Annotated in this window: 22 protein-coding genes, 1 tRNA gene and 2 rRNA genes (1 of these 25 cut by a window edge); 15 read left to right on the top strand and 10 right to left on the bottom strand. The window is 40.9% G+C overall.

Annotation, left to right across the window (positions count from 1 at the left end):
- Together NSTC731_RS08320 and NSTC731_RS08315 are read right to left on the bottom strand one after the other, a co-directional pair.
- Window positions 1–592 (bottom strand): 23S ribosomal RNA (locus tag NSTC731_RS08320); it reaches 2,305 nt to the left of the window's first position.
- Window positions 593–962: 370 nt separating this feature from the next.
- Window positions 963–2,451 (bottom strand): 16S ribosomal RNA (locus NSTC731_RS08315).
- The 16S and 23S rRNA genes sit together here, the layout of an rRNA operon.
- 687 nt (window positions 2,452–3,138) lie before the next feature.
- Between NSTC731_RS08315 and rsmA the strand changes: the two genes are divergently transcribed.
- The 5 genes from rsmA to NSTC731_RS08290 all read left to right on the top strand — a co-directional run bounded on the left by rsmA (window position 3,139) and on the right by NSTC731_RS08290 (window position 6,700).
- Complete coding sequence (gene rsmA / locus NSTC731_RS08310; RefSeq protein ID WP_445630394.1) at window positions 3,139–3,963, top strand: 16S rRNA (adenine(1518)-N(6)/adenine(1519)-N(6))-dimethyltransferase RsmA; 825 nt, start codon at window positions 3,139–3,141, stop codon at window positions 3,961–3,963.
- 104 nt (window positions 3,964–4,067) lie between these two features.
- Entirely contained in the window at window positions 4,068–5,021 is a 954-nt protein-coding gene (gene ispE, locus NSTC731_RS08305) for a 4-(cytidine 5'-diphospho)-2-C-methyl-D-erythritol kinase (protein ID WP_445630393.1), read from the top strand.
- Between the two features lie 163 nt (window positions 5,022–5,184).
- Window positions 5,185–5,514, top strand: a complete 330-nt coding sequence (locus tag NSTC731_RS08300) for a DUF3082 domain-containing protein (RefSeq protein ID WP_445630392.1) — start codon at window positions 5,185–5,187, stop codon at window positions 5,512–5,514.
- 331 nt (window positions 5,515–5,845) lie between these two features.
- Window positions 5,846–6,457, top strand: a complete 612-nt coding sequence (locus tag NSTC731_RS08295; RefSeq protein ID WP_445630391.1) for a sporulation/spore germination protein — start codon at window positions 5,846–5,848, stop codon at window positions 6,455–6,457.
- A gap of 171 nt (window positions 6,458–6,628) precedes the next feature.
- Window positions 6,629–6,700 (top strand) — tRNA-Gly (locus tag NSTC731_RS08290).
- A gap of 182 nt (window positions 6,701–6,882) precedes the next feature.
- Here NSTC731_RS08290 and NSTC731_RS08285 read toward each other — a convergent pair.
- Window positions 6,883–8,643, bottom strand: coding sequence for a hypothetical protein (locus NSTC731_RS08285; protein ID WP_445630390.1), 1,761 nt, complete (start codon window positions 8,641–8,643; stop codon window positions 6,883–6,885).
- Between the two features lie 649 nt (window positions 8,644–9,292).
- Between NSTC731_RS08285 and NSTC731_RS08280 the strand changes: the two genes are divergently transcribed.
- From NSTC731_RS08280 to NSTC731_RS08270, 3 genes are all read left to right on the top strand, one after another.
- The gene (locus NSTC731_RS08280; RefSeq protein ID WP_445630389.1) at window positions 9,293–10,519 is read left to right on the top strand and encodes an ATP-grasp domain-containing protein; all 1,227 of its coding nucleotides are present in this window, start codon (window positions 9,293–9,295) and stop codon (window positions 10,517–10,519) included.
- A 296-nt stretch (window positions 10,520–10,815) separates the two neighbouring features.
- Window positions 10,816–11,697 (top strand): succinate--CoA ligase subunit alpha, encoded by an 882-nt coding sequence (locus NSTC731_RS08275; protein ID WP_445630388.1) that lies wholly within the window; start codon window positions 10,816–10,818, stop codon window positions 11,695–11,697.
- A gap of 142 nt (window positions 11,698–11,839) precedes the next feature.
- Window positions 11,840–12,733 (top strand): hypothetical protein, encoded by an 894-nt coding sequence (locus NSTC731_RS08270; RefSeq protein ID WP_445630387.1) that lies wholly within the window; start codon window positions 11,840–11,842, stop codon window positions 12,731–12,733.
- A 358-nt stretch (window positions 12,734–13,091) separates the two neighbouring features.
- Here NSTC731_RS08270 and NSTC731_RS08265 read toward each other — a convergent pair whose 3' ends face one another.
- The 4 genes from NSTC731_RS08265 to cysK form a co-directional block, all read right to left on the bottom strand.
- Window positions 13,092–14,180, bottom strand: coding sequence for a sensor histidine kinase (locus tag NSTC731_RS08265; RefSeq protein ID WP_445630386.1), 1,089 nt, complete (start codon window positions 14,178–14,180; stop codon window positions 13,092–13,094).
- 5 nt (window positions 14,181–14,185) lie between these two features.
- Entirely contained in the window at window positions 14,186–14,896 is a 711-nt protein-coding gene (locus NSTC731_RS08260) for a response regulator transcription factor (protein WP_445630385.1), read from the bottom strand.
- Window positions 14,897–15,106: 210 nt separating this feature from the next.
- Window positions 15,107–15,802: a LabA-like NYN domain-containing protein gene (locus NSTC731_RS08255; protein ID WP_445630384.1), complete on the bottom strand. Its 696-nt coding sequence runs from the start codon at window positions 15,800–15,802 to the stop codon at window positions 15,107–15,109.
- A 579-nt stretch (window positions 15,803–16,381) separates the two neighbouring features.
- Complete coding sequence (gene cysK, locus NSTC731_RS08250) at window positions 16,382–17,341, bottom strand: cysteine synthase A (protein WP_445630383.1); 960 nt, start codon at window positions 17,339–17,341, stop codon at window positions 16,382–16,384.
- A 1,149-nt stretch (window positions 17,342–18,490) separates the two neighbouring features.
- On the opposite strand from cysK, the gene NSTC731_RS08245 reads away from it, so the two are divergent.
- The 7 genes from NSTC731_RS08245 (at window position 18,491) to NSTC731_RS08215 (ending at window position 23,117) form a co-directional block, all read left to right on the top strand.
- Window positions 18,491–18,913 (top strand): hypothetical protein, encoded by a 423-nt coding sequence (locus NSTC731_RS08245; protein ID WP_445630382.1) that lies wholly within the window; start codon window positions 18,491–18,493, stop codon window positions 18,911–18,913.
- A gap of 35 nt (window positions 18,914–18,948) precedes the next feature.
- Entirely contained in the window at window positions 18,949–19,236 is a 288-nt protein-coding gene (locus tag NSTC731_RS08240) for a hypothetical protein (RefSeq protein ID WP_445630381.1), read from the top strand.
- 2 nt (window positions 19,237–19,238) lie between these two features.
- Window positions 19,239–19,550 carry a hypothetical protein gene (locus NSTC731_RS08235; protein ID WP_445630380.1) on the top strand — a complete coding sequence of 104 codons (312 nt, stop codon included), beginning with the start codon at window positions 19,239–19,241 and terminating at the stop codon, window positions 19,548–19,550.
- 413 nt (window positions 19,551–19,963) lie between these two features.
- The gene (locus tag NSTC731_RS08230; protein ID WP_069068421.1) at window positions 19,964–20,326 is read left to right on the top strand and encodes a hypothetical protein; all 363 of its coding nucleotides are present in this window, start codon (window positions 19,964–19,966) and stop codon (window positions 20,324–20,326) included.
- A 149-nt stretch (window positions 20,327–20,475) separates the two neighbouring features.
- On the top strand, window positions 20,476–21,483 hold the full coding sequence (locus NSTC731_RS08225) for an LLM class flavin-dependent oxidoreductase (RefSeq protein ID WP_445632045.1): 1,008 nt from the start codon (window positions 20,476–20,478) through the stop codon (window positions 21,481–21,483).
- Window positions 21,473–21,847, top strand: a complete 375-nt coding sequence (locus NSTC731_RS08220) for a hypothetical protein (protein WP_445630379.1) — start codon at window positions 21,473–21,475, stop codon at window positions 21,845–21,847. The genes NSTC731_RS08225 and NSTC731_RS08220 overlap by 11 nt, the downstream gene beginning before the upstream one ends.
- A 385-nt stretch (window positions 21,848–22,232) precedes the next feature.
- Window positions 22,233–23,117 (top strand): Rpn family recombination-promoting nuclease/putative transposase, encoded by an 885-nt coding sequence (locus tag NSTC731_RS08215; RefSeq protein ID WP_445630378.1) that lies wholly within the window; start codon window positions 22,233–22,235, stop codon window positions 23,115–23,117.
- A gap of 149 nt (window positions 23,118–23,266) precedes the next feature.
- Here the strand turns inward: NSTC731_RS08215 and hypB are convergent, their stop codons facing one another.
- Genes hypB through hypE form a run of 3 tightly spaced genes read right to left on the bottom strand, consistent with a single transcriptional unit; the run spans window position 23,267 to window position 25,559 of the window.
- On the bottom strand, window positions 23,267–24,103 hold the full coding sequence (gene hypB, locus NSTC731_RS08210; RefSeq protein WP_445630377.1) for a hydrogenase nickel incorporation protein HypB: 837 nt from the start codon (window positions 24,101–24,103) through the stop codon (window positions 23,267–23,269).
- Window positions 24,094–24,435, bottom strand: coding sequence for a hydrogenase maturation nickel metallochaperone HypA (hypA, locus tag NSTC731_RS08205; RefSeq protein WP_445630376.1), 342 nt, complete (start codon window positions 24,433–24,435; stop codon window positions 24,094–24,096). Before hypA ends, hypB begins: the two co-directional genes overlap by 10 nt.
- A 20-nt stretch (window positions 24,436–24,455) precedes the next feature.
- Complete coding sequence (gene hypE / locus NSTC731_RS08200; RefSeq protein WP_445630375.1) at window positions 24,456–25,559, bottom strand: hydrogenase expression/formation protein HypE; 1,104 nt, start codon at window positions 25,557–25,559, stop codon at window positions 24,456–24,458.
- Window positions 25,560–25,585 lie beyond the last annotated feature (26 nt).

Raw genomic sequence — 25,585 nt, 5'->3', positions numbered from 1 at the left:
TCAACAGGCACGCGGTCAGACTTTTAATAGTCCTCCCACTGCTTGTAAGCTAACGGTTTCATGTTCTATTTCACTCCCCTTCCGGGGTTCTTTTCACCTTTCCCTCGCGGTACTGGTTCACTATCGGTCACACAGTAGTATTTAGCCTTACGAGGTGGTCCTCGCTGATTCACATGGGATTCCTCGTGCCCCATGCTACTCGGGATTGAGCTACTATCCTTTAACTTTCGACTACAGGACTTTCACCTTCTTTGGTGCAGTATTTAGCTGCTTCGTCTAGCCTCCAGATTCGATATCGCTGTCCCACTACCCCAAAAGGTAAACCCTCTGGTTTAGGCTTTTCCCCTTTCGCTCACCACTACTTAGGGAATCTCTGTTTTGATTTCTCTTCCTCCAGCTAGTAAGATGTTTCAATTCGCTGGGTTGGCTCTTGACTGCCTATATATTCAGCAGCTAGTATCTAGGGTTGCCCCATTCGGAAATCTCCGGCTCAATGTTTGCTTCCAACTCCCCGGAGCATATCGTCGGTAACCACGTCCTTCGTCGCCTCTGTGTGCCTAGGTATCCACCGTTAGCCCTTATTCGCTTGACCACTCAAATTTTTTGGTCTTTTAACTATTGCATTCACAATCACTTATAGTTAGTTCTGCTTACTTCGTCACTTCACACTGATTTTACTCAGCACTCTAAGCCGAAGCACTCAGCACTCGATAATGTCTGTGTCTGCCTGCTAATTTGCGTTCCTATGCAGTTTTCATGGTTCTGGCTGAGAATTTACTCAGCAGTCTGACAAATGTCATGTTGCTGATTTCTCAATACTTTATGATATTAAAGTGCTTTGACTTACCAAACCAATAATACTTTGAAAGCTATTTACCAATCTCGACTGACCTAAGGAATGACCAACTTAGTATCTATATAGCTGTTTGCTTTTCGATCTCTAAGGGGTGTAGGTCTCCTTTAAAGGAGGTGATCCAGCCACACCTTCCGGTACGGCTACCTTGTTACGACTTCACCCCAGTCACCAGTCCTGCCTTAGGCATCCTCCTCCACGAATGGTTGGAGTAATGACTTCGGGCACTACCAGCTTCCATGGTGTGACGGGCGGTGTGTACAAGGCCCGGGAACGAATTCACTGCAGTATGCTGACCTGCAATTACTAGCGATTCCTCCTTCACGCAGGCGAGTTGCAGCCTGCGATCTGAACTGAGCTTTGGTTTGCGGGATTTGCTTGCGATCGCTCGCTTGCTGCCCTCTGTCCAAAGCATTGTAGTACGTGTGTAGCCCAAGGCGTAAGGGGCATGCTGACTTGACGTCATCCCCACCTTCCTCCGGTTTGTCACCGGCAGTCTCTCTAGAGTGCCCAACTTAATGCTGGCAACTAAAAACGAGGGTTGCGCTCGTTGCGGGACTTAACCCAACATCTCACGACACGAGCTGACGACAGCCATGCACCACCTGTGTTCGCGCTCCCGAAGGCACTCTCAACTTTCATCAAGATTCGCGACATGTCAAGCCTTGGTAAGGTTCTTCGCGTTGCATCGAATTAAACCACATACTCCACCGCTTGTGCGGGCCCCCGTCAATTCCTTTGAGTTTCACCGTTGCCGGCGTACTCCCCAGGCGGGATACTTAACGCGTTAGCTACGGCACGGCTCGGGTCGATACAAGCCACGCCTAGTATCCATCGTTTACGGCTAGGACTACTGGGGTATCTAATCCCATTCGCTCCCCTAGCTTTCGTCCCTCAGTGTCAGTTACGGCCTAGCAGAGCGCCTTCGCCACTGGTGTTCTTCCTGATCTCTACGCATTTCACCGCTACACCAGGAATTCCCTCTGCCCCGAACGTACTCTAGCTATGTAGTTTCCACTGCTTCTATCTAGTTGAGCTAGACTCTTTAACAGCAGACTTTCATTGCCACCTGCGGACGCTTTACGCCCAATCATTCCGGATAACGCTTGCATCCTCCGTATTACCGCGGCTGCTGGCACGGAGTTAGCCGATGCTTATTCCTTAGGTACCGTCATTGTGTTCTTCCCTAAGAAAAGAGGTTTACGACCCAAGAGCCTTCCTCCCTCACGCGGTATTGCTCCGTCAGGCTTTCGCCCATTGCGGAAAATTCCCCACTGCTGCCTCCCGTAGGAGTCTGGGCCGTGTCTCAGTCCCAGTGTGGCTGATCGTCCTCTCAGACCAGCTACTGATCGTCGCCTTGGGAGTCCATTACACTTCCAACTAGCTAATCAGACGCGAGCTCATCTCTAGGCAGCAAGCCTTTCACCCAAGGGCACATCCGGTATTAGCCACCGTTTCCAGTGGTTGTCCCAGACCTAGAGCCAGATTCTCACGCGTTACTCACCCGTCCGCCACTGTGTCCGAAGACACCGTTCGACTTGCATGTGTTAAGCATACCGCCAGCGTTCATCCTGAGCCAGGATCAAACTCTCCGTTTTGTTGTGTTTCGAGTTTGTGGCTCCGAAAAAATATTTTCCGGAATCCTGTTGTTAATTTTGATTATCCTTTTGGATTTACCAAAAGCAAAATCTTTTGACGAGGATTGGTTTTTTCTTAAGCTTTCAAAGTATTATGTTTTACAGGTTCAGCAGTGGTTTGGCGTCTGTCGCCTTTCCACTTAACTAGAGTAACTAGTCATCCCCTAGTTTGTCAAGGGGTAAATTTATTTTTTTCTAAAATTGCAAATCGCTTGCCTGGACTTGCTTTTGGGTTAATAGGTTAAGCAACAGGAGCGAGGCGAGAACGAAGTGGCTAAACCTGAGTGTGTGAATAATAGACGTTACTTGTCTCTAAATGGGAGCTGATGCAAGTTAAGTAATTAATAATTATTGAAAAAGGCAGGAGGTAGTCTTGCTGGAGGTATGTATCTTGAATCCAAATACCCTAATCAATTAATTATATATAAAAGATATATAAGAGCATAGTTGTTGGGAAGCTTGCGGTTTAAGACTCCCATCCTACACGTGAGGCTTATATGGACATTTACGCGATCGCCATCACTACGATCGCCAAGCGTTTGGAGGAGAAAATAGGCGTTACAGTGAATCTAGCACTGTAGAGGGACTTCAAAATTTATAATGAGTTTTTGATAAACAGCTAAAAACTAGACTAGGCAATAAATACAGATGATCCGACCGCGTAAGGTCTTTGCTCAACATTGGCTCAAAAGTGAAAAGGCGCTCGACGCAATTATAAAAGCAGCTGAGTGTACACAAAGCGATCGCGTCCTGGAAATTGGGCCTGGAACCGGGCTTCTGACTCGTCGTTTATTACCCTTAGTACAATCTCTGGTTGCAGTTGAAATAGACCGCGACTTATGCCAACTGTTATCAAAGCAACTTGGTAAGACTGAAAATTTTTTACTTCTGCAAGGGGATTTTCTCAGCCTAGATTTACCATATTATCTGGCAGCCTTTCCCAATTTCCAACAGCTAAATAAGGTAGTAGCCAATATTCCCTACAATATTACAGGGCCAATCATTGAGAAACTACTAGGTACCATCGCTAACCCTAATCCCGAACCATTTGACTCCATAGTGTTGCTGGTACAAAAAGAAGTAGCAGAAAGATTATATGCTAAATCAGGCTCAAAAGCTTTTGGGGCGTTGAGTGTGCGGGTACAGTATTTGGCTGAGTGTGAGTTAATCTGCACAGTTCCAGCGACCGCATTCTATCCATCGCCAAAAGTCGATTCAGCAGTGGTGCGATTGCGTCCCCGAAAAATAGAAATACCAGCGCTTAATCCCCGACAGTTAGAGAATTTCTTAAAGTTGGGATTTGGTGCCAAGCGCAAAATGTTACGAAATAATTTGCAATCTGTTATGGAGCGCGATCGCTTGAGCCACTTACTGGAACAATTAAAAATAAATCCCCAAGCTAGAGCCGAAGACCTCAGCGTTCAGCAATGGGTAACTTTAGCAAATGAATTGGGAGTAGAAAGTAGGGAGTAGGGAACAAGGCAGATTTTTCCCATTCCTCCTTCTTCATTCCCCATTTCCCACTCCCCATTACCCCTTATCCCCTTCAGGGGCCCCACCTTCACCACTCCCATAAAATGCGTTCCTACAGCCTAATTGCCCCTGCCAAAATCAACTTATATCTGGAAATCATTGGCGATCGCCCCGATGGTTATCACGAGTTAGCCATGATACTTCAAAGTATCGGACTTGCCGACAAAATTGATGTGCGTCCCATTAGCACTGATACTATTAGGGTTCACTGCAACCACCCACAAGTACCGACAGATAAAAGTAATCTGGCATACCGCGCAGCAGAATTAATGGTGAGGCAATTTCCCGAAGCCTTTGCTAAACATGGAGGTGTGGAGATTACCGTTAATAAGCAGATTCCTGTAGCTGCTGGGTTGGCTGGAGGTTCGACAAATGCAGCAGCTGTGTTGGTAGGAATAGATTTATTATGGAAGTTGGGATTAACTCAGTCAGAGTTAGAGGAGCTGGGAGGTACACTCGGTTCAGATGTACCTTTTTGTGTAGGGGGTGGAACTGCGATCGCAACAGGTAGAGGTGAGCAACTTTCTCCCCTGCCGAGTTTAAATAACATATATATAGTTTTGGGGAAATACCGCAGTCTGGAAGTTTCTACACCTTGGGCATACAAAACCTATCGACAGCAGTTTGGTCATTCTTATATTAGAGATAGCGACAACTTGGCAGCGCGCGCTAATGCAGTTCATTCAGGAAAAATAGTAAAAGCTATCTGGGATAAAGATGCCAGAGAAATTGCCCAAAAACTGCACAATGATTTAGAGCGCGTGGTATTGCCAGCCTATCCGCAAGTCTTGCAGTTGCGAGAAATGTTTGCAAATCAAGAAGGTGTTTTAGGAACAATGATGTCTGGTTCTGGTCCAACAGTTTTTGCTCTTGTTGAGTCTCAGCAGCAAGCAGAACAAGTGAAACTGCAAGTTAGGGAAGCAATTCCTGATGAAGACTTAGAATTGTTTGTGACTCGGACAATTACACATGGTATTCAGGTGGCATCTTCAGTTTAAATAAATCTTTATTGTTAATGGAGTATGAGGAATAAGCTGATGGATGAGCTTTGAAATTGCATAGTTCAAATCACCAAAAAAACGCAAAGACGCAATTTAAATGACAAATAATAATTATTCCTAATGCTCCAATCCAAAATCTAACATCTAAAATCTAAATATTATGAATGACCAAAATCTAACGCCGCAAACAAATGCTAAAGAACAGGTGACAGCTAGTCCGTTACGCTGTTTTACTGGGGCGGCGATTTCTGGAGGGATGGCATTTGCAGCCTATTCGCTGATGATTGCGATCGCAACAAATTTTGCTAGTAAACCGATCCATTCAATCAATCCATTGGTGATAAAGATTTCTTCTGCTATCCGCACTCTGGTTGTTGGTGTAGTTGCTTTAGGTAGCGGAATTTTTGCTATAGTAGCAATTGGTTTGTTGGCTTTGGGAGTGCAATTATTAGTGCAGCAATTGACGAAGCAAAAAAGTAGTGAAAACTAGTAATTTGCTTTTAATCAGTCATCTAAAAGCACAAGTTTTTCTAATATTCTCCAAGGAGTTGATTTTACTCTTGCCAAATTTATTTAGCACAAGCAACAGGCGCAGATGCAGTGCTAGTGGTTCTAGTAATTCTCTAGTTTATTGTATCCCTAATGTTGTCAGACATAGCTCCTTGAATAGCAGATGTTTTAATTTGAGTGAATAGTATAAAATTTGACTCTAAAAGATTTTGAGTTGACACTTTATAGACTGGCTCAATATTCACAAATTTATGCGGAATTGATACCAATAACACTGAAATCGATAACAACATTATTTATAAGCAAGATTTATGAACACAATCAAGAGATATTTTTTACCCCCTATTTTTGTGACAATGGTTGTGAGCCTGGGTAGTTGTAGTTCTAACCCTACCGCAGGTAATATTGATAGCGCAACTTCATACCCTACCACAGTACCAGCACCGACGAATAGCCTACCTTCTCAGTCTCCCAGCCAAATTCCTAGCGTAGCTCAATTGAGAGAAAAATCTCCTAATCAAGAATCTTCTAAGGAAAATACGCCTTCCTCACCAACTTCTAAGGTTGCCACTAGCAAAACTACTAATGTAACACTATACACCAGTGATACCCAATGTCAAAAACTAATTCCAGAAAATGTTTCAGTACCAGCCGAGGAACCAGTGACAAATGTTGTAAGTAAAATATTAGAAAAACGAGATACAAGCGACTTTAGCTTATCTGGGTATCGTGTCAACATCAAAAATGGCATTGCTACAGTTGATTTACGAATATCTCCTGAGTCAAAGCGGCAAATAAGTTCTCTTTCTAGTTGCGAACAGTTTGCTCTGTTTGGCAGTCTCCGCAAAACCTTAACGAGTAATGCTCAATGGAATATTAAAGAGGTTCGCTTCACGGAGCGAGGCGAGGAAATTGTTCTTTAGTTAAATATTGTAATAAGTGCCGTCATTAGCTAGCTAAAAAAATTTCCTAATTTGAACAACTACAGGAATTATGCATCAGTAGTTGTCAAAATACTGTATTTTCCAGCCAATTGAAAACAGCTGTAAATAGTGGTATGCTTAATTTTAGGCATAAGTTTATGTTAGCAATTTGCGGGTGTAATTCAGTGGTAGAATGTCATCTTCCCATGGTGAACGTCGTGGGTTCGAGTCCCATCGCCCGCTCTAAAATCTGTAACTTTTAGCCAGTAGTGCGATCGCTATTTTCCTGAAATAGGAAAAACCCTGACATAATCCTTACTATGTCAGGGTTTTAGGTATTTGAAATGCTGTGGCAGTATTTTGTTAAATTGACAAATAATTAGTTAATGTACAATTCATCCTTTATACTTCAATCGGTATTCTACTTACCCGCCTAAAGTCCGCGTATAAATTACCTGACCTTGGGAATCATAAAGAAAAAGGGACAGATTGGCATTTTCACCAATTACGGCTAGGGCTTCGCGTAAGATTTGCAAGTGATTGGTAACATCAACAGCTGTATCCGAATTCTGAGAATAAGGATTAGCCAAGTTATTTTGCCTTATTTGGTCATACTCAGGGGTTAGTCGGACAATAATTTCTGCATTGTCTATGCTAAAAGTGCAAATCCGAATTCCATTAATACAAGTCTTATCTAAGTCAGTGCGGGTTTGTTGCAAACTACTAACAACTTGTACTTTTTCTTGTGCTTGTTTGAGCGCAGATGAATAGGGTTCGATGAGAGACTGAGCCTGAGTGTAGTACAAGCTATCTTGGGGAACTTTTTTAGTAGTTTGCAAAGCCTGCTCCCAATATATCGCCGCTGCTTGCCATTGTTTTTGTTGTTCATAAACTTTGGCTTGCTTAGCAGTGGTAAGGGCCTGTTGGTAGGTTTTAACAGCTAATTGTTCTTTAGTAGCGCGATCGCGTACTAATACTAACTTAGGTTTATAATCTACCAACAGCTTTTGGGCTTCTTGGTATCCAACGCTATTTCGGGGAATCGTATTCAAGGCATTAATTACCACCAGCCAAGTAGATTGCGCCTTTTGCCAGTCATTCAAAGATTTAGCATTAGCCTCCTGCTTCTCGGCTGCAACAGCTACACCTTTTGCCATTGTTAGTTTTTTCAGCCATTTTTCCTCAATAAATATCTGTTGATTTACAGCGTGCAAACGGACACGATAATTCAGTAATTTACCCTGCACTAGCCCATAGAGTTCACTACTAGAACTTATACTTTCTAGTGGCGCTATAGCTTGTCGCCATAAGTGTTGCCTAGTTTGTAATTCCTCTAAGCTAGATGCTGGAGTTTGAACTTTTTGTGTCGCCAAAGATGCCGTTTGCAAAGCTTTGACCACCTGATTGATTTTTTGCGATCGCCCAGATAAACTTGCTTTTAGTTCCTGTGACAGCTGGTAACGAGGCGACCAACTAGGAATTACATTCAGGTCTGTGCTGGCTGCTGTAAGTTGCTGTTGTACAGCAACTAATTCTTTTTCAGACTTAGCGCGGCGCATCAGTTGCGGAGATTTTATTTTTAATTGCTCGGCGTTTTGTATTTCTTTACACTCAGACATCACGCAAGGGCGAGTCAATAAGTAAGCACCACCGCCTAAAACTATAATTCCCACCAACGCTGCACCCAGGAGGATAGGTTTGGCCTGGAATCCTGGCTTTGAAGCCGAGAAATTCGGCACATCTGCAAACGGGTCAAAGAGTTCTTCTTCTTCTTTTTCTTCTTCGCTTTCATTGATTAATGGAGAATATGTCAGAGATGATGAGGGGGATATTACTTCCTCATCTTTTTGTACTTCCCCATCTCCCTCTGCTACCCATCCCCCCGTCGGCTTCAACGCCAAGAAACATTTAGCATAAGGAAGTTGTTCGCCAAAAACTCTCAGAAAACATTGCACCCGTTGCTCTTTGTGGGGTGTTAGAGACTGAAGTACCTCCTCAATGACTGCAAAAATTAGTTGAGCGTCAACGATTACATCTGACGCGTGTTGCGTTAAAATCATTAGCTCGCCTTTATTGACGACGCACTTAACCTCAAAGACTTCAGCAGTTGAGACTTCTACAAGTAATTGTTCTTGCAAAGTCTTGGCTAAAAGCTGTAAATCTTCCTGCTGGACTGCTACTTTCATACAGCTTTCCCGCTGAAATTCTATATTGTTTTGATTATCTTTAAGGGGAGGAAATGAACTTTTTAGGTTTATTGAATGCAAATGCACAGTTTAACCAACCACAGCCTGAGAATCTGAACGACCAACTTTCTAACACAAATTCTGACTTTTCACCAAAAATTAAAAAAGTAGTTATTGTTCGTGGCGATACATTTTTACAGCGCTAGATGCAAAATTAAATAATCTGTCTTCAGGTATAAATTAGAAAGAAAAAATGGGAATAATAGAAGGTTTGGGTATTTTCACTGCATTACTTTGCGATAATTAAATTCACAAAAGCTACTGCTTTGCGAAATTCTAGTTGCAGAGCAATTTTTACTAAATTATCTAAAGGTTAAGAAAACGATGCTATGTCAGAGGGTTTTGACAAAAAAGCTAGTTATCTTCTATGCTGAGAAACTTGCTGAGGAAATTAATTATGTCTTGTGGCTCTGGCACAAACAAGTTGACTATCAAAATTAATATGCTTCATTTGCTGAATTCGATAAAATTGATCCGTGAAAAATAAGTTTTTATAGCTACAAAAAGGTTAATTCTGCAATAAAGGTGCTGCAAAATATCAAGACAGGAATAACCAAAATCTTGGAAAGTGTCAATACAAGGTGTATCAATGGATTTATTAGAGTACCAAGTTAAAGAATGGTTTGCGGAGATAGGCATCCCGGTATTGCCTTCCCAACGAATTGACCATCCTACAGATTTGAAACGGTTAAAAATTCGCTTTCCAATTGTACTGAAATCTCAAGTCCACGGAGCGGAACGGGCAAAAGCTGGTGGAGTTAGATTTGCCCAAACGACTATCGATGCGATCGCAGCAGCTCAAAATATCTTTAGCTTACCAATATGGGGCGAATTGCCGGAAGTTGTACTGGCAGAATCCCAATACGACGCTAACCAAGAATTTTATCTCGCAGTGGTTTTAGATACTGCTGTCTGCCGACCGGTACTTTTAGGTTGCAAAGAAGCAGACATCGATTGGGAATCCGCTGGGGAAAGAATGCACTACGTTGTTGTAGAACAAGAATTCTCGCCATTTTATGCCCGACGATTGGCTTTGAAAATGGGTTTGCAAGGAACGCTGATGCAGTCGGTAAGCAGCGTTGTGGAAAAGATGTATGAGTTATTTGTCCAAAAAGACTTGGATTTAGTCGAAATTAATCCCTTGGCAGTCAGTAGTACTAGTCAAGTTATGGCTCTTAATGGTAAAGTCAGGGTCAACGAACGGGCGATCAAGCGTCATCCCGATCTCGGCGAGATGGCAGCAAAAATTATCAGTCGTCATACTACTACTGAAATTAACGGTATTTTGGGTGACTGGGATGGTGTGCAAATGCATGGAAAAATCGGTATTTTAGGTAACGGTACTGGTTCAGTGATGGCAACTTTGGATTTAGTTGCGAATGCTGGGGGCAATCCAGGTGTTTGTTTGAATCTACGTCATGCTTTCCTTACAGATACTACACCAACTACCTTCCGCGATCGCCTAGAAACAGGTTTGAAAATGCTGGAGGCTGATAAAAGCATTCAAGTAATACTAATTAACTTTCTAGGTAGCATTCCGCAAACTGAGGAAGTGGCTGAAGTTATAGCTAGAGTAGTGCAGCAAGACGACAGCGAACTTCAATCACAGGTTGTACGTTCTAATGGTAGTAAAGTTCGGCGAGAGCTTAATTTTCCATCCTTAGTTGTCCGTCTTGCTGGTTCTGAATTTAACACTGCGAGAAAATATTTGACAACACTAAAAACCCGCACCGATGCGCTTGTCGTGGTAGAAAATTTAGATGAGGCAGTGGCAGCAGCAGTTCTCCTTGCTAAACCAACGGTTAATAAAAGATAGTGAATGTCATTGTGTTCCAATTTAAAAATCAAAAATTATTAATTTTTACCGTCGGGTATAAATTGTTGAATTTGATGCTCAAATCAAGTACAGCTTTGCTTTCTGGGACTAAATTATATAGTACATCCAAACTGGATATTCCTATCTAGAAGTGCGTTTTCTCACTTTTGGAACACTCAGCTTCCAGACTAATTTTTGGAATTTCAGTAAAAATTGAATCAATATGACACTGTAAATGTGTCATTTCTATGCTCAGTGGTTGAAGGCACTGGTTGCCAAACTTAAGGTAATTTTTTATGAACCTAACGCCAGAAAGTAAAGTCTTAATTCAAGGCTTTTGTGAATTTATATCAGGCACTCATGTTGCTCAAATGAAAGCTTATGGCACAAATTTAGTAGCTGGTGTCAATCCTGGATGCGGCGGACAGGAATTGCATGGACTGCCAGTATTTGATTTAGTAGAGGAAGTAATAGAACAATTTGGGGCAATTGACACGACAATTATTTGTGTAGACCCTTACGACGTGTTAGATGCAGCATTAGAAGCGATCGCATCTAATATTTGCCAGATTATTATTATTACTGCTGGTGTGCCGCCTTTGGATATGGTGCAATTACTCCGCAAAGCCGAAGCTTGTGAAACTTTGGTAATCGGGCCAAATAGTCCGGGGATCATTGTACCGGGAAAAATTCTCTTAGGGACTCAACCCAGCGAATTTTATACCCCTGGAACAGTGGGGATCGTTAGTCGTAGCAGCACCCTCACCTACGAAATAGCCTACGAATTAACAAAAGCAGGTTTAGGGCAGTCGATTAGTGTCAGTATTGGTAGTGATGCGATCGTCGGTTCCTCATTTTTGCAATGGCTGCAAATTCTCGATGAAGATGAAACCACACAAGCGATCGTTTTAGTCGGTCAACCCGGTGGTGGTAGTGAAGAAGCAGCCGCGCGGTATATTGCTGAAGCAATTGATAAACCAGTAATTGCCTACATTGCAGGTAGACTTGCACCACCAGGAAAAACTTGGCGTCAAACCGGGACTTTAGCAACCGTTATCGGACGCGATCCCAATTTTGGCACAGCCCAAAGTAAATTAGCTGCTTTTAAAGAAGCGGAAGTGACAGTAGCTGAACGCCCTTCTCAAATTCCAGAATTATTGCGAAAGGAGATTAACTAATTACTAATTTGTAATTCGTAATTCATAGTTAAGGATTAAATTACGAATTACCGATTATTTTAATAAATATAGCTTAGAAGTCAGGATACTGACTTTTTTCAAAAATAAAATATGAGTCTTATCTTTAAATATTGAATTAACTATGAAGGCAAGTAATGCAAACATTATTGCTCAATTGAACAGAGCTACAGAGGGTTTAATCTACTCATGTGCCGGAGACTCTACAGTGGGAACTTGTGTTTGGGAGGTAGCCGATAAAGGTGAGTTCAGTTTGGAAAATATGTTTAAATTGTTACCGTCAGAAGTAGATTGGATTGAAGAAATTGATACAAGATGTAAGCAGTTAGTGAAAGCAGCATCAAATTATCGGACTGTTATAGTAGATGAAGAAAAATGTGTTTTAGAACTTTATCATATTTATCTAAAATTTTTCGAGTTTTTATTGTCTTATTTGCCAAATTTTGAAATTTATAAAATAACTATCGATCAAACTCTTCTTCATTATCACAGAGACACCAAAGAGGGATACCGCGAAGCTGCAAAATGCTACATAGGAAGAACAAGAGATGGCGATTGGATTGGCATAGCTTACAGAGCTCCTGTTGATTTTCTAGCAACTAGCGATGAAGAGTTCTTACCGGAAAAATCAAATTTATTTGGACAAAAGACACACAACTTTTTGCAAGAAATAGCAATATTTATGAAAGCGCTATCCCAATCGTGTCGTTCTCATTATCTTAACTCTATACAAGGTGACAAATCCTTTGATCCCAATCCTTTTTACATATTCAATGATATTATTTGGGAAGTTGCAGTAACCAAAGAATTGCTCTTAAGAAAACTGCTATATTCCACAGGTATTATTAGTACTCGAAGATTTCGTGGTACTAGCTTTCTAGATGTTGATAATATTCTACGGCTACATTTAAGAAATCTAAGAGCATATAAATTTTTAGGGACAGAGCTTTGCTGGCTAGGCGAAACTCAGTCAGGTGACTGGATTGGTGTTACAGCACATTGTTACCCATCAGGGTAAACACGTGTAGTTTTGTCACCCTGGGGGATCTTACTACAGTTGGGGTTTAAATAAGAGTCTGAAACTCTCTTCTTTACGAGACACTGCGCGAAGAATTTTGAATTTTTAATTGGTCAATCTTGGGAACGATTTTGAGGGAACAAGTAGGCGATCGCAGCATAACCCGAAGCACTGAGTAAACTAACCAAAAAAGCAGCCAAAATAAAAGTAGACATAATGTTACACTCTATGCGTTTCTAAAATCCTGGCATTCATCAACAAGCTAGAATTTTGGATACTTTCAAATTAGCAATTGGGTATGACACAGCCATGACTACCTTGTGTCAATCCCTCGGATCTCAAGGTTTTATGGCTCAACTCAAGCCAAAGGCAGAAAAAAGCGAAACGTACTGCCAACTCCTAATTCGCTTTCTACCTGAATTTGACCGCCTTGTAATTCAATCAAACGGCGGGAAATAGTTAAACCAATACCAGTACCTCCCGAATGGCGATCGCGCGATTGATCGGCTCGCCAGAAGCGCTCAAACACATGAGGCAAATTTTCTGGAGCGATACCAATGCCTGTATCACTAACCGCAATCGAGAGTTGAGAAGCTTCAGTCCCAACAGTAATGGTAATTGAACCTTCGTTAGTGTAACGAACTGCATTACCTAGCAGATTAACCAATACCTGTTCCGTGCGGTCAATATCTGCTAATACAGGAGGTAGCACAGATGGACATTGCAAGAGCATAACTGGCCCATCTTCCAATAGTTGGTCGGAAAATTTTTCCACTAATGACTCTAACAATGGACGCAAATTTACCCGTTGGATATTAATTGGTAGATAACCGGCTTCTGCTTTGGATAGTTCTTGTAAATCGTTCACCAACCGCTCTAAGCGTCGAGTTTCTTTAGCTAAACGCCGATAGATTTCAGGAGACGCTTCAATTTCCCCATCAGCCAGTTCTTCCAAATAACCGCGCACTACAGTTAATGGTGTTCGTAATTCATGGGTCATATCTCCGATCACTTCTCGCCGCCGCGCTTCTACGCCTTCTAAACTGGCAGCCATGTGGTTGAAACTACTGCTCAATCCACTAAGTTCTGGAATGTCAGATACAGGTAGTCGTGCATCCATCTGACCAGCAGCAAATTTTTGGGTGATTTGTTCCATCTCGGTCAATCGCTGCATAATTCGTCTCGACACCCAGTAACTCAATCCTCCGGCGGCGGTAGTACCCACTAAGACTGACCAAAGAGTGCTGCGCTGCCAAGCAAGTTCAAATCCTGTCACCAATTCAGCACGGACATCGATTAAGTCGAACCCCTGATTTTCTAATCCTTCCAAATGCAAGACAAATAAGCGTGGGGAAGAGATTTTGCTGATGCTCACCAGACTAGCTACCCCCACGATCATTACTACTAAGTGGGAGAAAAATAGCCGCCCTCTCAGCCCCATCTTCATAACATTTACGCCACCAGAGGATCTTCAAATTTATAGCCAACCCCAACAACAGTTTTAATAAAAGTGGGATTTGCCGGATCGGGTTCAATCTTTTTTCGCAACCGAGCTACATGAGTATCTACCACTCGTTCATCGCCAAAAAAATTATCTCCCCAAAGTTTATCAATTAGTTGGGTACGGTTCCAAACTCGACCAGGATTACTGACAAAGGTGGTTAGCAAGTTAAATTCTAGGGTAGTTAAGTCCAAAATCTCAGGTTCTTTGGAATTCATCTGGCGACTGGCAGTGCGCTGGTCTACATCGACAATAAAGTGTTGGGTACGATTGACTTGATGTTGTCCCCCTTGGCGGAGGCTACGCCGTAATAATGCCCGCACCCTAGCTATTAACTCTCTAGGGCTGAAGGGTTTGACCATATAATCATCAGCACCAGTAGACAGACCAATGACGCGATCGATTTCTTCACCCTTAGCAGTAAGCATTAAAATGTAAGGATCTTTCGCACCTGGTTTCTGGCGAATTCGGGCACAAACTTCCAACCCATCCAAACCAGGAATCATTAAATCTAGAATGATTAAATCCGGTGGTTGCTCTTGAAACATCCGCAAAGCATTCATGCCATCGCGGCTAGTGCGACAAAAAAATCCTTCTTTTTCTAAAGAGAGTTCGATTAAACGAGCAATTTCTGGTTCATCTTCAACTATTAAAATATCCATCCGAAAATACGCAGATTTAAAAAGATGCGAGGAGTGGGAGATGAGAGGGATAAGGGGTACAAGGGAAGGGGGATAGAGTAGACAAGGGTGACAAGGTAGACAAGGTAGCAATCTTTCTGTTTGAAGTTCTGATGGCCGAAAACCTCCGATCGGACTTTTCTCCTTGTCTACCCCCTCTTCCTTGTCTCCCTTGTCTCCCCCCTCTATTACCTAGAGATTTGAATTTGTTGTGGTGCGATAACTATAACCAAGATTAGAATCTTTTTGAATGTGTGTTTTAATACTATCGAGGTCAATGAAGCAGTCAGCAACATCAATCAAACTTTCACTAGTGGTTGTTTGCAGACTGACTACTTCCACCCGAACTCCCATTCTGCTGACAGCGTTCACAGCATAAGCTAAATCTCCATCGCCACTGACTAAAACCGCTGTATCATAATAAGGAGCTAAAGTTATCATATCTACAGCAATTTCTACGTTCAGATTTGATTTTTTGAAATTCTCTGTTGGTACAACGAGTTCCTTTGCCACTACGCGATAGCCATTGCGACGCATCCACAAGAGAAAACCCTGCTGCTTTTCATTACTGATATCAACTCCAGTATAGAAAAAAGCACGCAACAGTCTGGAACCACTGGTTAAATGACAAAGCAATTTAACGTAGTCAATTTCTATGCCGAGTTGTAAGGCTGTATGGAACAGGCTTAAGCCATCAATAAAAATAGCAACTCGACCGCGATTTAAGTTATTCAAAATCGAACTATCAGGTGCAGGATCTCGCATCTTGGTATCTTTACCTTTGACAGCAGTATCGCTCAAATTTTGCCCTTGCCAATGTGGTTTCGCTTTGAGTACTTTAGATTCCTTAAATTCATTTCTTTGTTTGCTAAAATTAGTTATAATCATTGATACCTCTGATTTTAAAGCTGTAAAGAATTTTGACTAAATTTTCTATAGTATAGTCTGTGCTTGATTTATAACCTAGCAGGTAATGGTCTTAAGTCACTATATGCAGATAAGGTTAACTGGTGCTAAACAAGATTCAAAATAGACAGCGCAAGGTTTTCACTATTGTTATGGTTGATTTCACGAGATATTGCTTCTGCCCACAGATATGTTAATCTTTACCCACCCAGACAGCAAGAGTTTCGAGAAAATAAATCTTTTTGTCAGGGTAAGGACTGTTTGTTAGGTCTGTATTGCACTCAACCCAGAAGCACTACATCTATAATTGGGTAGGTAGGAACTATAAACCTGTAACAGAGGGCAAGCCAACATAAGCAAGTTCCGCATAAGAATCCCACGTCTTTTAGGGGGAATGAGCGTAGCAATATTTACGCAGCTGTAGGAGTTTCAAAGAGTTAGAAGCACTAATAACGTAATACGGGATGCGATCGCACCTCAAAAAGTAAGTTGTATTAATTTATATAAGAGCCAAATGAGAAGGACAGAGATGATTCGTTGCTCTCTTATCCCTCTATTTGCTTAACGCACGCCAGCAGTTTCTAAAGACAAATCTTGAAACATCGGTGTGCTGAGGTAACGTTCGCCAAAGGAAGGCTGAATCATCACAATTAAACGTCCGGCATTTTCTTTTCGTTTACCGACTTGAATTGCAGCACACAAAGCTGCACCAGAGGATATCCCAGATAATAAGCCTTCTTCTTTTGCCAAACGTCGCCCGAATGCGATCGCTTGTTCGTCACTAACTCTAATTACTTCATCAACCAATTCCAAGCGGAGAACATCGGGGATAAATCCAGCGCCAATACCTTGAATTTTATGTGGCCCGGCTTCACCACCAGAGAGGACTGGGCTATTGCTGGGTTCAACTGCGATCGCTTTAAAAGTCTTCTTGCGCTGTTTGAGTACTTCTGCAATCCCAGTAATCGTCCCACCGGTACCTACCCCAGCAATGACGATATCTACTTCCCCGTCTGTATCTGTCCAAATTTCTTCAGCGGTGGTTTCCTGGTGAACTTTGGGATTAGCAGGGTTGCGGAATTGTTGCAACATAAAAGCATCAGGAGTATTAGCCACAATTTCTTCGGCTTTGCGAATTGCTCCCCGCATACCCTCAGTTCCTGGTGTCAACTCCAAAGAAGCACCATAAGCCCTGAGCATAGCGCGCCGTTCTTGGCTCATAGTCTCAGGCATGGTCAAAATTAAACGGTAGCCACGCGCTGCTGCTACCATTGCTAGAGCAATACCTGTATTACCAGAAGTAGGCTCAACTAAAATGGTCTTTCCAGGGGAAATTGAGCCAGCGGCTTCCGCCGAGAGTACCATACTTAACCCAATGCGGTCTTTCACCGAAGCCGCTGGGTTCATCCCTTCTAATTTAACAACTATCCTTGCTACTACTCCCTCAGCTTGAGGAATCTTGTTCAGTTGAACTAAAGGAGTTCGTCCAATCAGTTCTGTTACGTCTTGAGCAATTCGCATTCTTTAACCCCTAAAATCCTAAATCTTAAGTACAGAGTATTTACTTGTAACAATAAGCTTTGATGTATTTATTTTGTCGTTTAATTTCAATGAGTGCATATACTATGTATTCTAACTAAACCACAAAATATGAAAGTTTAGGAAGAACTTTTATGAGATATTCCCATTGATTCTCACTTTAGAAGAGGCTAGCTTACCATTCCAATACTTTTCGGTTAAGGGGGAAAGGGGAAAGGGAAAGGGTTTGAATTTACCTTTTCCCCTTTGCCTTTAACCTTTCCCCAGACCAAAAGAGAGATTATTAGGCTTATCCGAAAAGTATTGCTTACCATTCTTCTAGTTTACCATTTGGAATTGCTGACTATTGTCCTGGGGTTGAGATTCAATTTTTATAATTCTGTATATATGAATATTTTCCCATTATTTTCTACTTATTCTGAAAGTTTAATTTACTTTCAAAATATTTAATTGCTTTGTTTAATTTATTAGTCTATCTTGATCGAGAGACATTGATGTTTTCTTTTGAGTGCAGATTTTTTCAATTAAAAATTGCATCTAAAACAGCCTTTAACCATTGCCTATATTGCTTTGAGGTTGAGTGCAAAAACGCCAGAACTCCACCTCAAAAATACTAGAACCACATCCAAAAAACACTAGCACCCATACCCCAATGAATTTTTATAAGACTTATCAGGTGTGGATTACAGGCTTTGAGTACTATTCTAATGAATTTAATAATCTTAACAGGGCTGGGGTAAACTGTTTGGTGGAGAGCGGCTGATATAAATCGTATAGGATTTACGCAGAGATTCCCCTCTACCCCCCAACATTCCTGAGCGAAAGCTTAGTGAACTAGGGGGGACTTCTTAATCTCCCTTTTGAGAGTAGGATGAAACCAGATTCCCGAATTAAGTGCGTTCTTTCTGACTGAATAATCCTATGTTTTGTGAAAAGGGTGGTAACTTTTTATTAGTCAGTAGTCAGTAGTGACGAGAAAAATAACTGGTAACTAATGATTGTAAAAATTACCGATTACACATATTTTAATATCAAAACTGTTTGAGAGGTAGAAATTATATAACTACTTTAGATAAACAGCAAAAGATATTTTCTTACTGGGTGCATATTACCTAGCAAGGGAGAGCCAAGATGAAAGCCAAACTTTTAAATGTTCTTACAGTTTGCGTCGTTACCTTAGCAATGCTTTCACCAGGACTAGTAGTATTTGGCATAATTTGGGAGCGACATCTGGAGTTAGTAAAATCTCAGAATTTAGCTTACGAAGTTAACAACACAACTACAAATGCTCCCATCTTGGCTCCCCAGATAGAGGGTACACATTCCCCTCAGACTAGCATTCAATCCTTCGATCGTAATGTGGTTCATCAAATGCTAACTGTTGCTGAACAATATAAATTTGCCACTATCCTGCAATGGTTCTTCTTGTTAACCCCAATTTGTGTTGGGTTAGGGATTCTCTTTTACGACAGATATCTGGTTCATCGTGCTGCTGTTTTAAAAGAACAAGTTGAAATGTTGGAAAGGCTGTGGCGCCAAAGTATCGAACAGTAACTTATTCACAATTTACTAAAATCAAGAAAATTACCATGACAGATCAAGAACAACGCCAAAGCTTGTATTTTAATCTGATTGATGAGTTACTTAGATGTCCGAATGGTCAAGAACCAGAAATTTTGGAAGCTAAACCCGAATTGATTGATTCCGGTTTAGTAGAAACAATGTTACAAGTAGCTACTATGTTTGCTCATGAAGGCAATCAAGATGGTGCCCAATTTTTATTTTTTGTGGCACGTGAGCTAGCGAAAGAATTAGGTTTATACCCAGAAGTTCCCAGTACTGAAGTTGCAAATACTGAAGTTGCAAATAAGGAGTAAAAATGCTGTTGACTTCAACGGATGCGGGACAAATAGCTTTAGAACTGCTCATGGCAGACTGGAATATTTCAGAAGAAAACAGAGAGTGGTTTACAATCTTTAACTCTCGTCTGATTGGCGAGAGTTGGTACACTGTGGAACTAGGTATAGAAGGATTTCCCGATCGGTGGTTTATTCAAGTATATGACACTGGAGTGTGCGATCCAAACTATACATTTATTTCACCAATCCGGGGTTCTGAAGGATTTACGGACTTTATAAATGTGCCAGAAATCATAGCAGAGGTCTTAGTTTGTGAACGCAATGCTCGCTAATAATAATTAACAATTCAAAAATGAGAATTCAATATTGAGAGATGCTAGTTAAATGCATTCTATTTGAATTCATAATTTTTGCTATCAGAGTAAATATCTCTGAAAATAGGAATTGTGGCTAGATAAACTTTCGTCCATTTGCGCGGAATTAATAAATTTGAAATTCCCGCAGGTAGGTTTTGTCTGTATAGCTGCGTTCGCCTTTGGCGTGCCGGAGGCATCATTCTATTCGTAAAGGTATTACTAATGCTTTGATATTTTCTTGAATATAAAGATGCTTTACGCAAATCTGAGGTGAGACCAAATGAGGTACACCTCTTTTTTTATATAATTAATATTTAAGGTTTTATTTAAGCTTAATCAACTATTTTGTCATATTTAATTGATAAAATTATGTTATATTAAATAGCGTGATGGACGCTACAGAAATATCAGTTCCAATGATTGCTGAAGATATCTTAGCCAAAGAATTCACAAGAGTCGTCAACCATTACTACCCGCAAGTTGGAGAATTGCTGGATGGGTGTTATGTGAAAGTCATTACCTGTTTTTGGGGACGACCTGCTAGACGTTTGCAATATATAGGAATTTATTGCTCTGATGAAATGATTTCCTGTGTGCAAGCTCAAAAAGAAATACTCAGAGAAGTAGCAGACAACATGGGTTTAATCCAGGTTGTCTGTATGAATGCCAAGCGATTGTTGCGCGATCCGATGTCGAAGGTCAAAGAGAACAACCCACGTTTATGGTTGGAGTTGCAGTGGGTTGCAACTTAGTGATTCATCGCATTAATTGAGAGGGGTAAATTCTTTTGTAGAGAGGACTTTATTCCTCAAATATTTAAGCACGCTTTGTGCTTACTACAAACCTATCGACCACTAGAATAACCAGCACCTACGGTGAATACAAAGTATCAACGCAAGTAATGAAAACTGGAATTTTCTGCAATTACGATAATTTTCACCAAGATGCTCGTCGTGCCATCTTTGAGCAAGTTGCACTGGTAAAACAGGCAGAAAGCTTAGGTTTTGAGGAAGCGTGGGTGAGCGAACACCATTTTAGTGAATCTAATCTTAGCCCGTCCATGTTGGTGTTAATGGCACATTTGGCGGGATTGACATCAACTATTCAATTAGGCACTGCGGCGGTGTTGCTGCCATTCCATAACCCGATTCGGGTGGCGGAAGATATTGCCACTTTGGATAACCTATGCAATGGACGATTATTATTTGGAGTTGCCAAAGGCGGCCCATTTCCTCAACAAAACAAGCATTTTGCGACCCTCCCAAGTGAATCTCGTCCCAAGATGCTAGAGGCGATCGCACTAGTTCAAAAGCTCTTATATGAAACTGATGTATCATTTAATGGGCGATATTATCAATGCGATCGCTTAACGATTTACCCGAAACCATTGCAAAGTCAAATACCAGTGTATGTTGCCACTGGTGGTGATGATGGTATTGAGCTTGCTGCTAAACATTCCTTCAGCTTGATGGGTGGGCCGCCATTTTCTCTAGAGAGATTGAAGGATACTGTTAGCAAATATCGAGCCTTAAATTCTAGTGGTGCGGAAAACTTTGTGCTGGCACGCTTCTTTTTTGTTGGCAAAACATTTGACGAGGCGGTGAGTGAAGCGTTACCTTTCGTTCGCAAATTTAGCCAGAAAATGAAAGCTAATTCGGCTGAATTATTGCAGAATAATCCGAATCCCAACCAAAAACCATTCAACCGCACAAATATTTGTTTCGATGAAGATTATTTGATTGAGAATTCAATTATCGGTGATGTGGAGACTTGTCGAGACAAAATCAAGAAATTTCAGGACGAATTAAATTTAGGTACGCTAGCACTCAAACCCTCGTCTGCGGATTTGCAAAAAAACCTAGAGAGTTTGACGCGCTACAACCAAGAGGTGCGAAATTATGTCTTCTAAACTATACTTGCTTCCTCCCGATGATTTACCTCCCGCTGAGGTAACAAAAGAGGATGGAATGCTGCAAATGGAGCTAGAACAGTCTACTGGCAGATGCTTTTTTCTAGCTTGCGATCGCATTACGCGAGTACTGTTATCTAATTGTCAATGGTATCTGACAACAAATGCTACCATCCTCACACTAATTATTGACTGCCCTGACTTAGTATCTTACTGGCATATTGTCAGCAATATTCCCCAGTTAGGTAATAGGCTAGAGCGGTTTGCTAGCAATGGTAAAATCCGCGTTTATCCGCCATTCGGTAAAGGAACGCCGTTTGAAATCAGCGTTAATGAAATATCAGCTTATCGAGATTGGCTTTGAGGTAAATAGAAACTGGGAATCATCTTTACCGCTATCTAACACCCTGTACTTTTAAAGTGCAGGGTGTTGTATTTTCTGAGAGATAAAATTGATTTTTTTTAATTGGATACAGTTAGTTATTAAAGTAGAAATAACTATTGTAATTTGGGTTCATTTTTATATTTTGAGACGGAAATATTTAGGCGATCGCAATCTCCAAACTCATACCTTTTTGAAAAAATAATGCGACATATATATACTCCCAAACCTTTGTTTTGTCTGGCTTTCTTAATTTTGAATTTTGAATACTTCGACAAGCTCAGTACAAGTTTTGAATTTTGAATTGGTATCAGTGGTAGTCTAAATAAAAGTGCAATAGCGCTTATCTCAACGTACCTACTTGCTTATGTCCAAACCTGCTGATATCAGCACTAAACGCCTAATCAGTCTTGCACCCGATAACTGGGTAAAATGGGTAACACAAATTCCTGATGTTATTGTAGGTGAAATTCTCAACTCAGAATTTCAGTGGCTTAGTAGAGAAAGTGATGTACTGATCCGTGTCGAAAATCCGCAGTATGGAAAATTTCTAGTTATCAATGAATTACAACTGCGGTATAAACCGGAAATGCCACGACGGATGCGTGCTTATGCAGCTCTAGCTGAAGAAAAATATAATTTACCTACCTATCCGGTATTAATCAACATTCTTAAAGGAAGTAACACAGAAATACCTACAAGTTATGCATCAAATGTTGCAGGTTTAAGAGCAACTCAAGATTATCGGGTGATTAACTTATGGGAAGTTGATGTAAATACTGTCTTTGAGACACCATTACCATCCTTAATTCCATTTGTACCCATTCTCAAAGGCGGTGAAAACGAGGTTGTAATTCGAGAAGCCTTGCAAATTCTGCGTCAGGATGAACAATTAAATCAACTTGAAACAGTTTTGGCTTTTTTTGCTACGTTTGTAATAGAGAGTGCCCTAGTCCAAGAAATCATGAGGTGGGATATGGCTGTGTTGCGTGAGTCGCCTTGGTATCAAGAAATTTTACGTGAAGGAGAAGCACGCGGGGAAGCACGCGGAGAAGCACGCGGGGAAGCACGCGGACGACGAGAGGAATTATATTCAGGTATTGAATTGGCACTGGAGATTAAATTTGGAACTCCTGGCTTAGATTTAATGCCAATCATTTACCAAATTACAGATTTACAGCGATTAAAAGTGATTCAACAGGCTATCAAAACCCTAAATACAGTTGAGGAACTACAGCGACTTTGTGATTGATTTACTGGTAAAAAAACTTGTGATTTTTTCACTTAGCCATTTATACCACAATACACTTGGGTTAAGGCCAAAAACTAAAACTGGCGTAGCGCGATCGTCGCACTCTTTGCAACGAATATCCACCCCCAATCGCACCGCCAGTTCTAACCCTATGACAAGCTTGTTACCTTTTTAGTAAGCCACGCATACCACTTTTCTAACCCACTACCAGTAGTTGCAGAAACCTGAAAAATCTGAATTTTGGGATTTATTTGTTTAGCATAAGCTATGCATTTTTGAACATCAAAATCTACATAAGGTAGCAAATCAATTTTAGTGAGAATCATAATGTCACTAGCACGGAAGATATGTGGATATTTTATCGGCTTATCTTCTCCCTCCGTGACAGAGAGAATCACAACTTTTGCCTGTTCTCCTAAATCAAATAAGGCTGGACAAACTAAATTTCCGACATTTTCAATCATCACAACTGAATTCAGTGGCGGATTCAATTGTTGTAAACCTCTTTCTATCATTGAGGCGTCTAAATGACAGCCTGTTCCGGTATTGATTTGGATGACTTTAGAACCTGTTTCTTTAATTTTTTTGGCATCGTTAGCTGTTTCTTGGTCGCCTTCAATAACACTAATAGATAATTGCTGCTTTAAATCATTGATTGTTTGCGTTAAAAGAGTTGTTTTCCCTGCACCGGGAGAACTCATTAAATTTAAGGCGAGAATATTTCGACCTTTAAACCATCCCCGATTTTGGGCAGCTATTAGGTTATTTTTTGATAAAATATCCTGTTCTAAAGATATGGTTGTGTTGTGTATTTTGGCATGGATTTGAGGTGCTTCTATATGAGTGTCATGACTGTGAGAGTGAGTGATGACAGTACCATCGGGTAAAGTATGAGTATGATGATGGTGGTGATGTTCAGCTTCACCTGTTTCTAGATTGGTAATTTTAGTTTCGCCATCATCAGAACAACCGCAGGTTACACACATAGTTCCTCTATTTCTATTTCTTTAATTTTCAGCTCTTCACCAGTAATTAAATCTAATTGCACGCTACCACAGTTACAGATTCTAAACGGTTTATCTAAATAAACTTCTGCACCGCATTGACGACATTTTGCTAAACCGGGGATTTCTAAAATTTCTAATTTTGCCCCTGCCAAAACTGTTCCTTGAGTGCAAATATCAAAACAAAATCGGATAGCATCTGGCATAATGGCTGAAAGTTTGCCGATTTCTAATAAAACTCGCTGCACTTTTGCGCCTTTGGCGTGTTCAGTCACAATTGCCACAATATTTTGGGTAATTCCAAGTTCGTGCATATTATAAAATCTATTAAAGATTAACAAATTCGTGGCAATTGGTCGCCTACTAACATATCAACAATCCTTTCAGCACCAAAAAGTGTTTTTAGTAATACGATACATGGGGGTGAAGAAATAACTTCGCCAATCATACAAGCATCTTTACCTGCTGGGTGGGATTTCATAGCTGATAAAACATTTTCAGCATTCTTTTTTGGAACCACCACAACTAACTTACCTTCATTAGCTAAATATAATGGGTCTAAACCGAGAATTTCGCAAACTCCGTTGACTTCTTCACGCACTGGGATAGATTCTTCAAAAAGACGAATTCCCACATCGGAAGTGAGGGCAAATTCATTTAGTACTGTAGCTAAACCACCGCGTGTAGCATCTCGCATAGCATGAATTTGGGGACATCTATGGAGAATAGTTTCTACTAAACTATGTAACGGCTGACAATCACTTTCAATATTAGTTTCTAAAGCTAATTCTCCACGGGCAATTAAAATTGCTGTGCCATGATTGCCTATTTCACCATTAATTATTATTGCATCTCCGGGTTTAATATTATGAGCAGAAATGTTAACTCTTCGCGGAATGATACCAATCCCAGCAGTATTAATAAAGAGTTTATCGGCAGCACCACGATGTACAACTTTTGTGTCACCAGTGACAATTTGAACACCAGCATTTTTTGCGGCTGCGTTCATACTGGCTGCGACACGGCGCAAGGTTTCGACAGGTAATCCTTCTTCTAAAATTACACTACAAGTTAGATATAAAGGTTTTGCACCGCTGACAGCTAAATCATTAACTGTACCGTTGATGGCTAATTCTCCTATGTCACTACCGGGGAAAAATAACGGGTCTACAACATAAGAATCTGTTGTAAATGCAAGTCTGTCTCCTTGTTGCATGAGACTGGCTAAATTAAAACTGGCTTGGTCTTCTAGTTGTGAGAGAATTGGGTTATCAAAATTGCTGATAAAAATATCATCTATTAAATCGCGCATGGCTTTACCACCGCTGCCATGTGCGAGAGTTATATGAGTGTCTTGCACTTTAGTTTGGCGACGACGGACTTTTTCTATTTTTTGGAATAGGGGATTTTGGATTGGGTTTGTGGGGAAAATATTCATATTAAATTTTTTTTAAACGCAAAGGA

The sequence above is a fragment of the Nostoc sp. DSM 114167 genome (assembly GCF_052692655.1).
This window is presented reverse-complemented; position numbering and strand designations above follow the sequence as displayed.

Bases quoted from the DNA above. Each gene is read 5' to 3' on its own strand.
- NSTC731_RS08265 (WP_445630386.1), bottom strand. From the start codon at position 14,180: ATGAAGATGGGGCTGAGAGGGCGGCTATTTTTCTCCCACTTAGTAGTA.
- NSTC731_RS08225 (WP_445632045.1), top strand. From the start codon at position 20,476: ATGAAAACTGGAATTTTCTGCAATTACGATAATTTTCACCAAGATGCT.
- NSTC731_RS08260 (WP_445630385.1), bottom strand. From the start codon at position 14,896: ATGGATATTTTAATAGTTGAAGATGAACCAGAAATTGCTCGTTTAATC.
- NSTC731_RS08235 (WP_445630380.1), top strand. From the start codon at position 19,239: ATGCTGTTGACTTCAACGGATGCGGGACAAATAGCTTTAGAACTGCTC.
- NSTC731_RS08285 (WP_445630390.1), bottom strand. From the start codon at position 8,643: ATGAAAGTAGCAGTCCAGCAGGAAGATTTACAGCTTTTAGCCAAGACT.
- cysK (WP_445630383.1), bottom strand. From the start codon at position 17,341: ATGCGAATTGCTCAAGACGTAACAGAACTGATTGGACGAACTCCTTTA.
- NSTC731_RS08240 (WP_445630381.1), top strand. From the start codon at position 18,949: ATGACAGATCAAGAACAACGCCAAAGCTTGTATTTTAATCTGATTGAT.
- NSTC731_RS08255 (WP_445630384.1), bottom strand. From the start codon at position 15,802: ATGATTATAACTAATTTTAGCAAACAAAGAAATGAATTTAAGGAATCT.
- NSTC731_RS08245 (WP_445630382.1), top strand. From the start codon at position 18,491: ATGAAAGCCAAACTTTTAAATGTTCTTACAGTTTGCGTCGTTACCTTA.
- hypB (WP_445630377.1), bottom strand. From the start codon at position 24,103: ATGTGTGTAACCTGCGGTTGTTCTGATGATGGCGAAACTAAAATTACC.
- hypA (WP_445630376.1), bottom strand. From the start codon at position 24,435: ATGCACGAACTTGGAATTACCCAAAATATTGTGGCAATTGTGACTGAA.
- NSTC731_RS08220 (WP_445630379.1), top strand. From the start codon at position 21,473: ATGTCTTCTAAACTATACTTGCTTCCTCCCGATGATTTACCTCCCGCT.
- NSTC731_RS08275 (WP_445630388.1), top strand. From the start codon at position 10,816: ATGAACCTAACGCCAGAAAGTAAAGTCTTAATTCAAGGCTTTTGTGAA.
- NSTC731_RS08295 (WP_445630391.1), top strand. From the start codon at position 5,846: ATGAACACAATCAAGAGATATTTTTTACCCCCTATTTTTGTGACAATG.
- NSTC731_RS08215 (WP_445630378.1), top strand. From the start codon at position 22,233: ATGTCCAAACCTGCTGATATCAGCACTAAACGCCTAATCAGTCTTGCA.
- NSTC731_RS08300 (WP_445630392.1), top strand. From the start codon at position 5,185: ATGAATGACCAAAATCTAACGCCGCAAACAAATGCTAAAGAACAGGTG.
- NSTC731_RS08230 (WP_069068421.1), top strand. From the start codon at position 19,964: ATGGACGCTACAGAAATATCAGTTCCAATGATTGCTGAAGATATCTTA.
- hypE (WP_445630375.1), bottom strand. From the start codon at position 25,559: ATGAATATTTTCCCCACAAACCCAATCCAAAATCCCCTATTCCAAAAA.
- rsmA (WP_445630394.1), top strand. From the start codon at position 3,139: ATGATCCGACCGCGTAAGGTCTTTGCTCAACATTGGCTCAAAAGTGAA.
- NSTC731_RS08280 (WP_445630389.1), top strand. From the start codon at position 9,293: ATGGATTTATTAGAGTACCAAGTTAAAGAATGGTTTGCGGAGATAGGC.
- ispE (WP_445630393.1), top strand. From the start codon at position 4,068: ATGCGTTCCTACAGCCTAATTGCCCCTGCCAAAATCAACTTATATCTG.
- NSTC731_RS08270 (WP_445630387.1), top strand. From the start codon at position 11,840: ATGAAGGCAAGTAATGCAAACATTATTGCTCAATTGAACAGAGCTACA.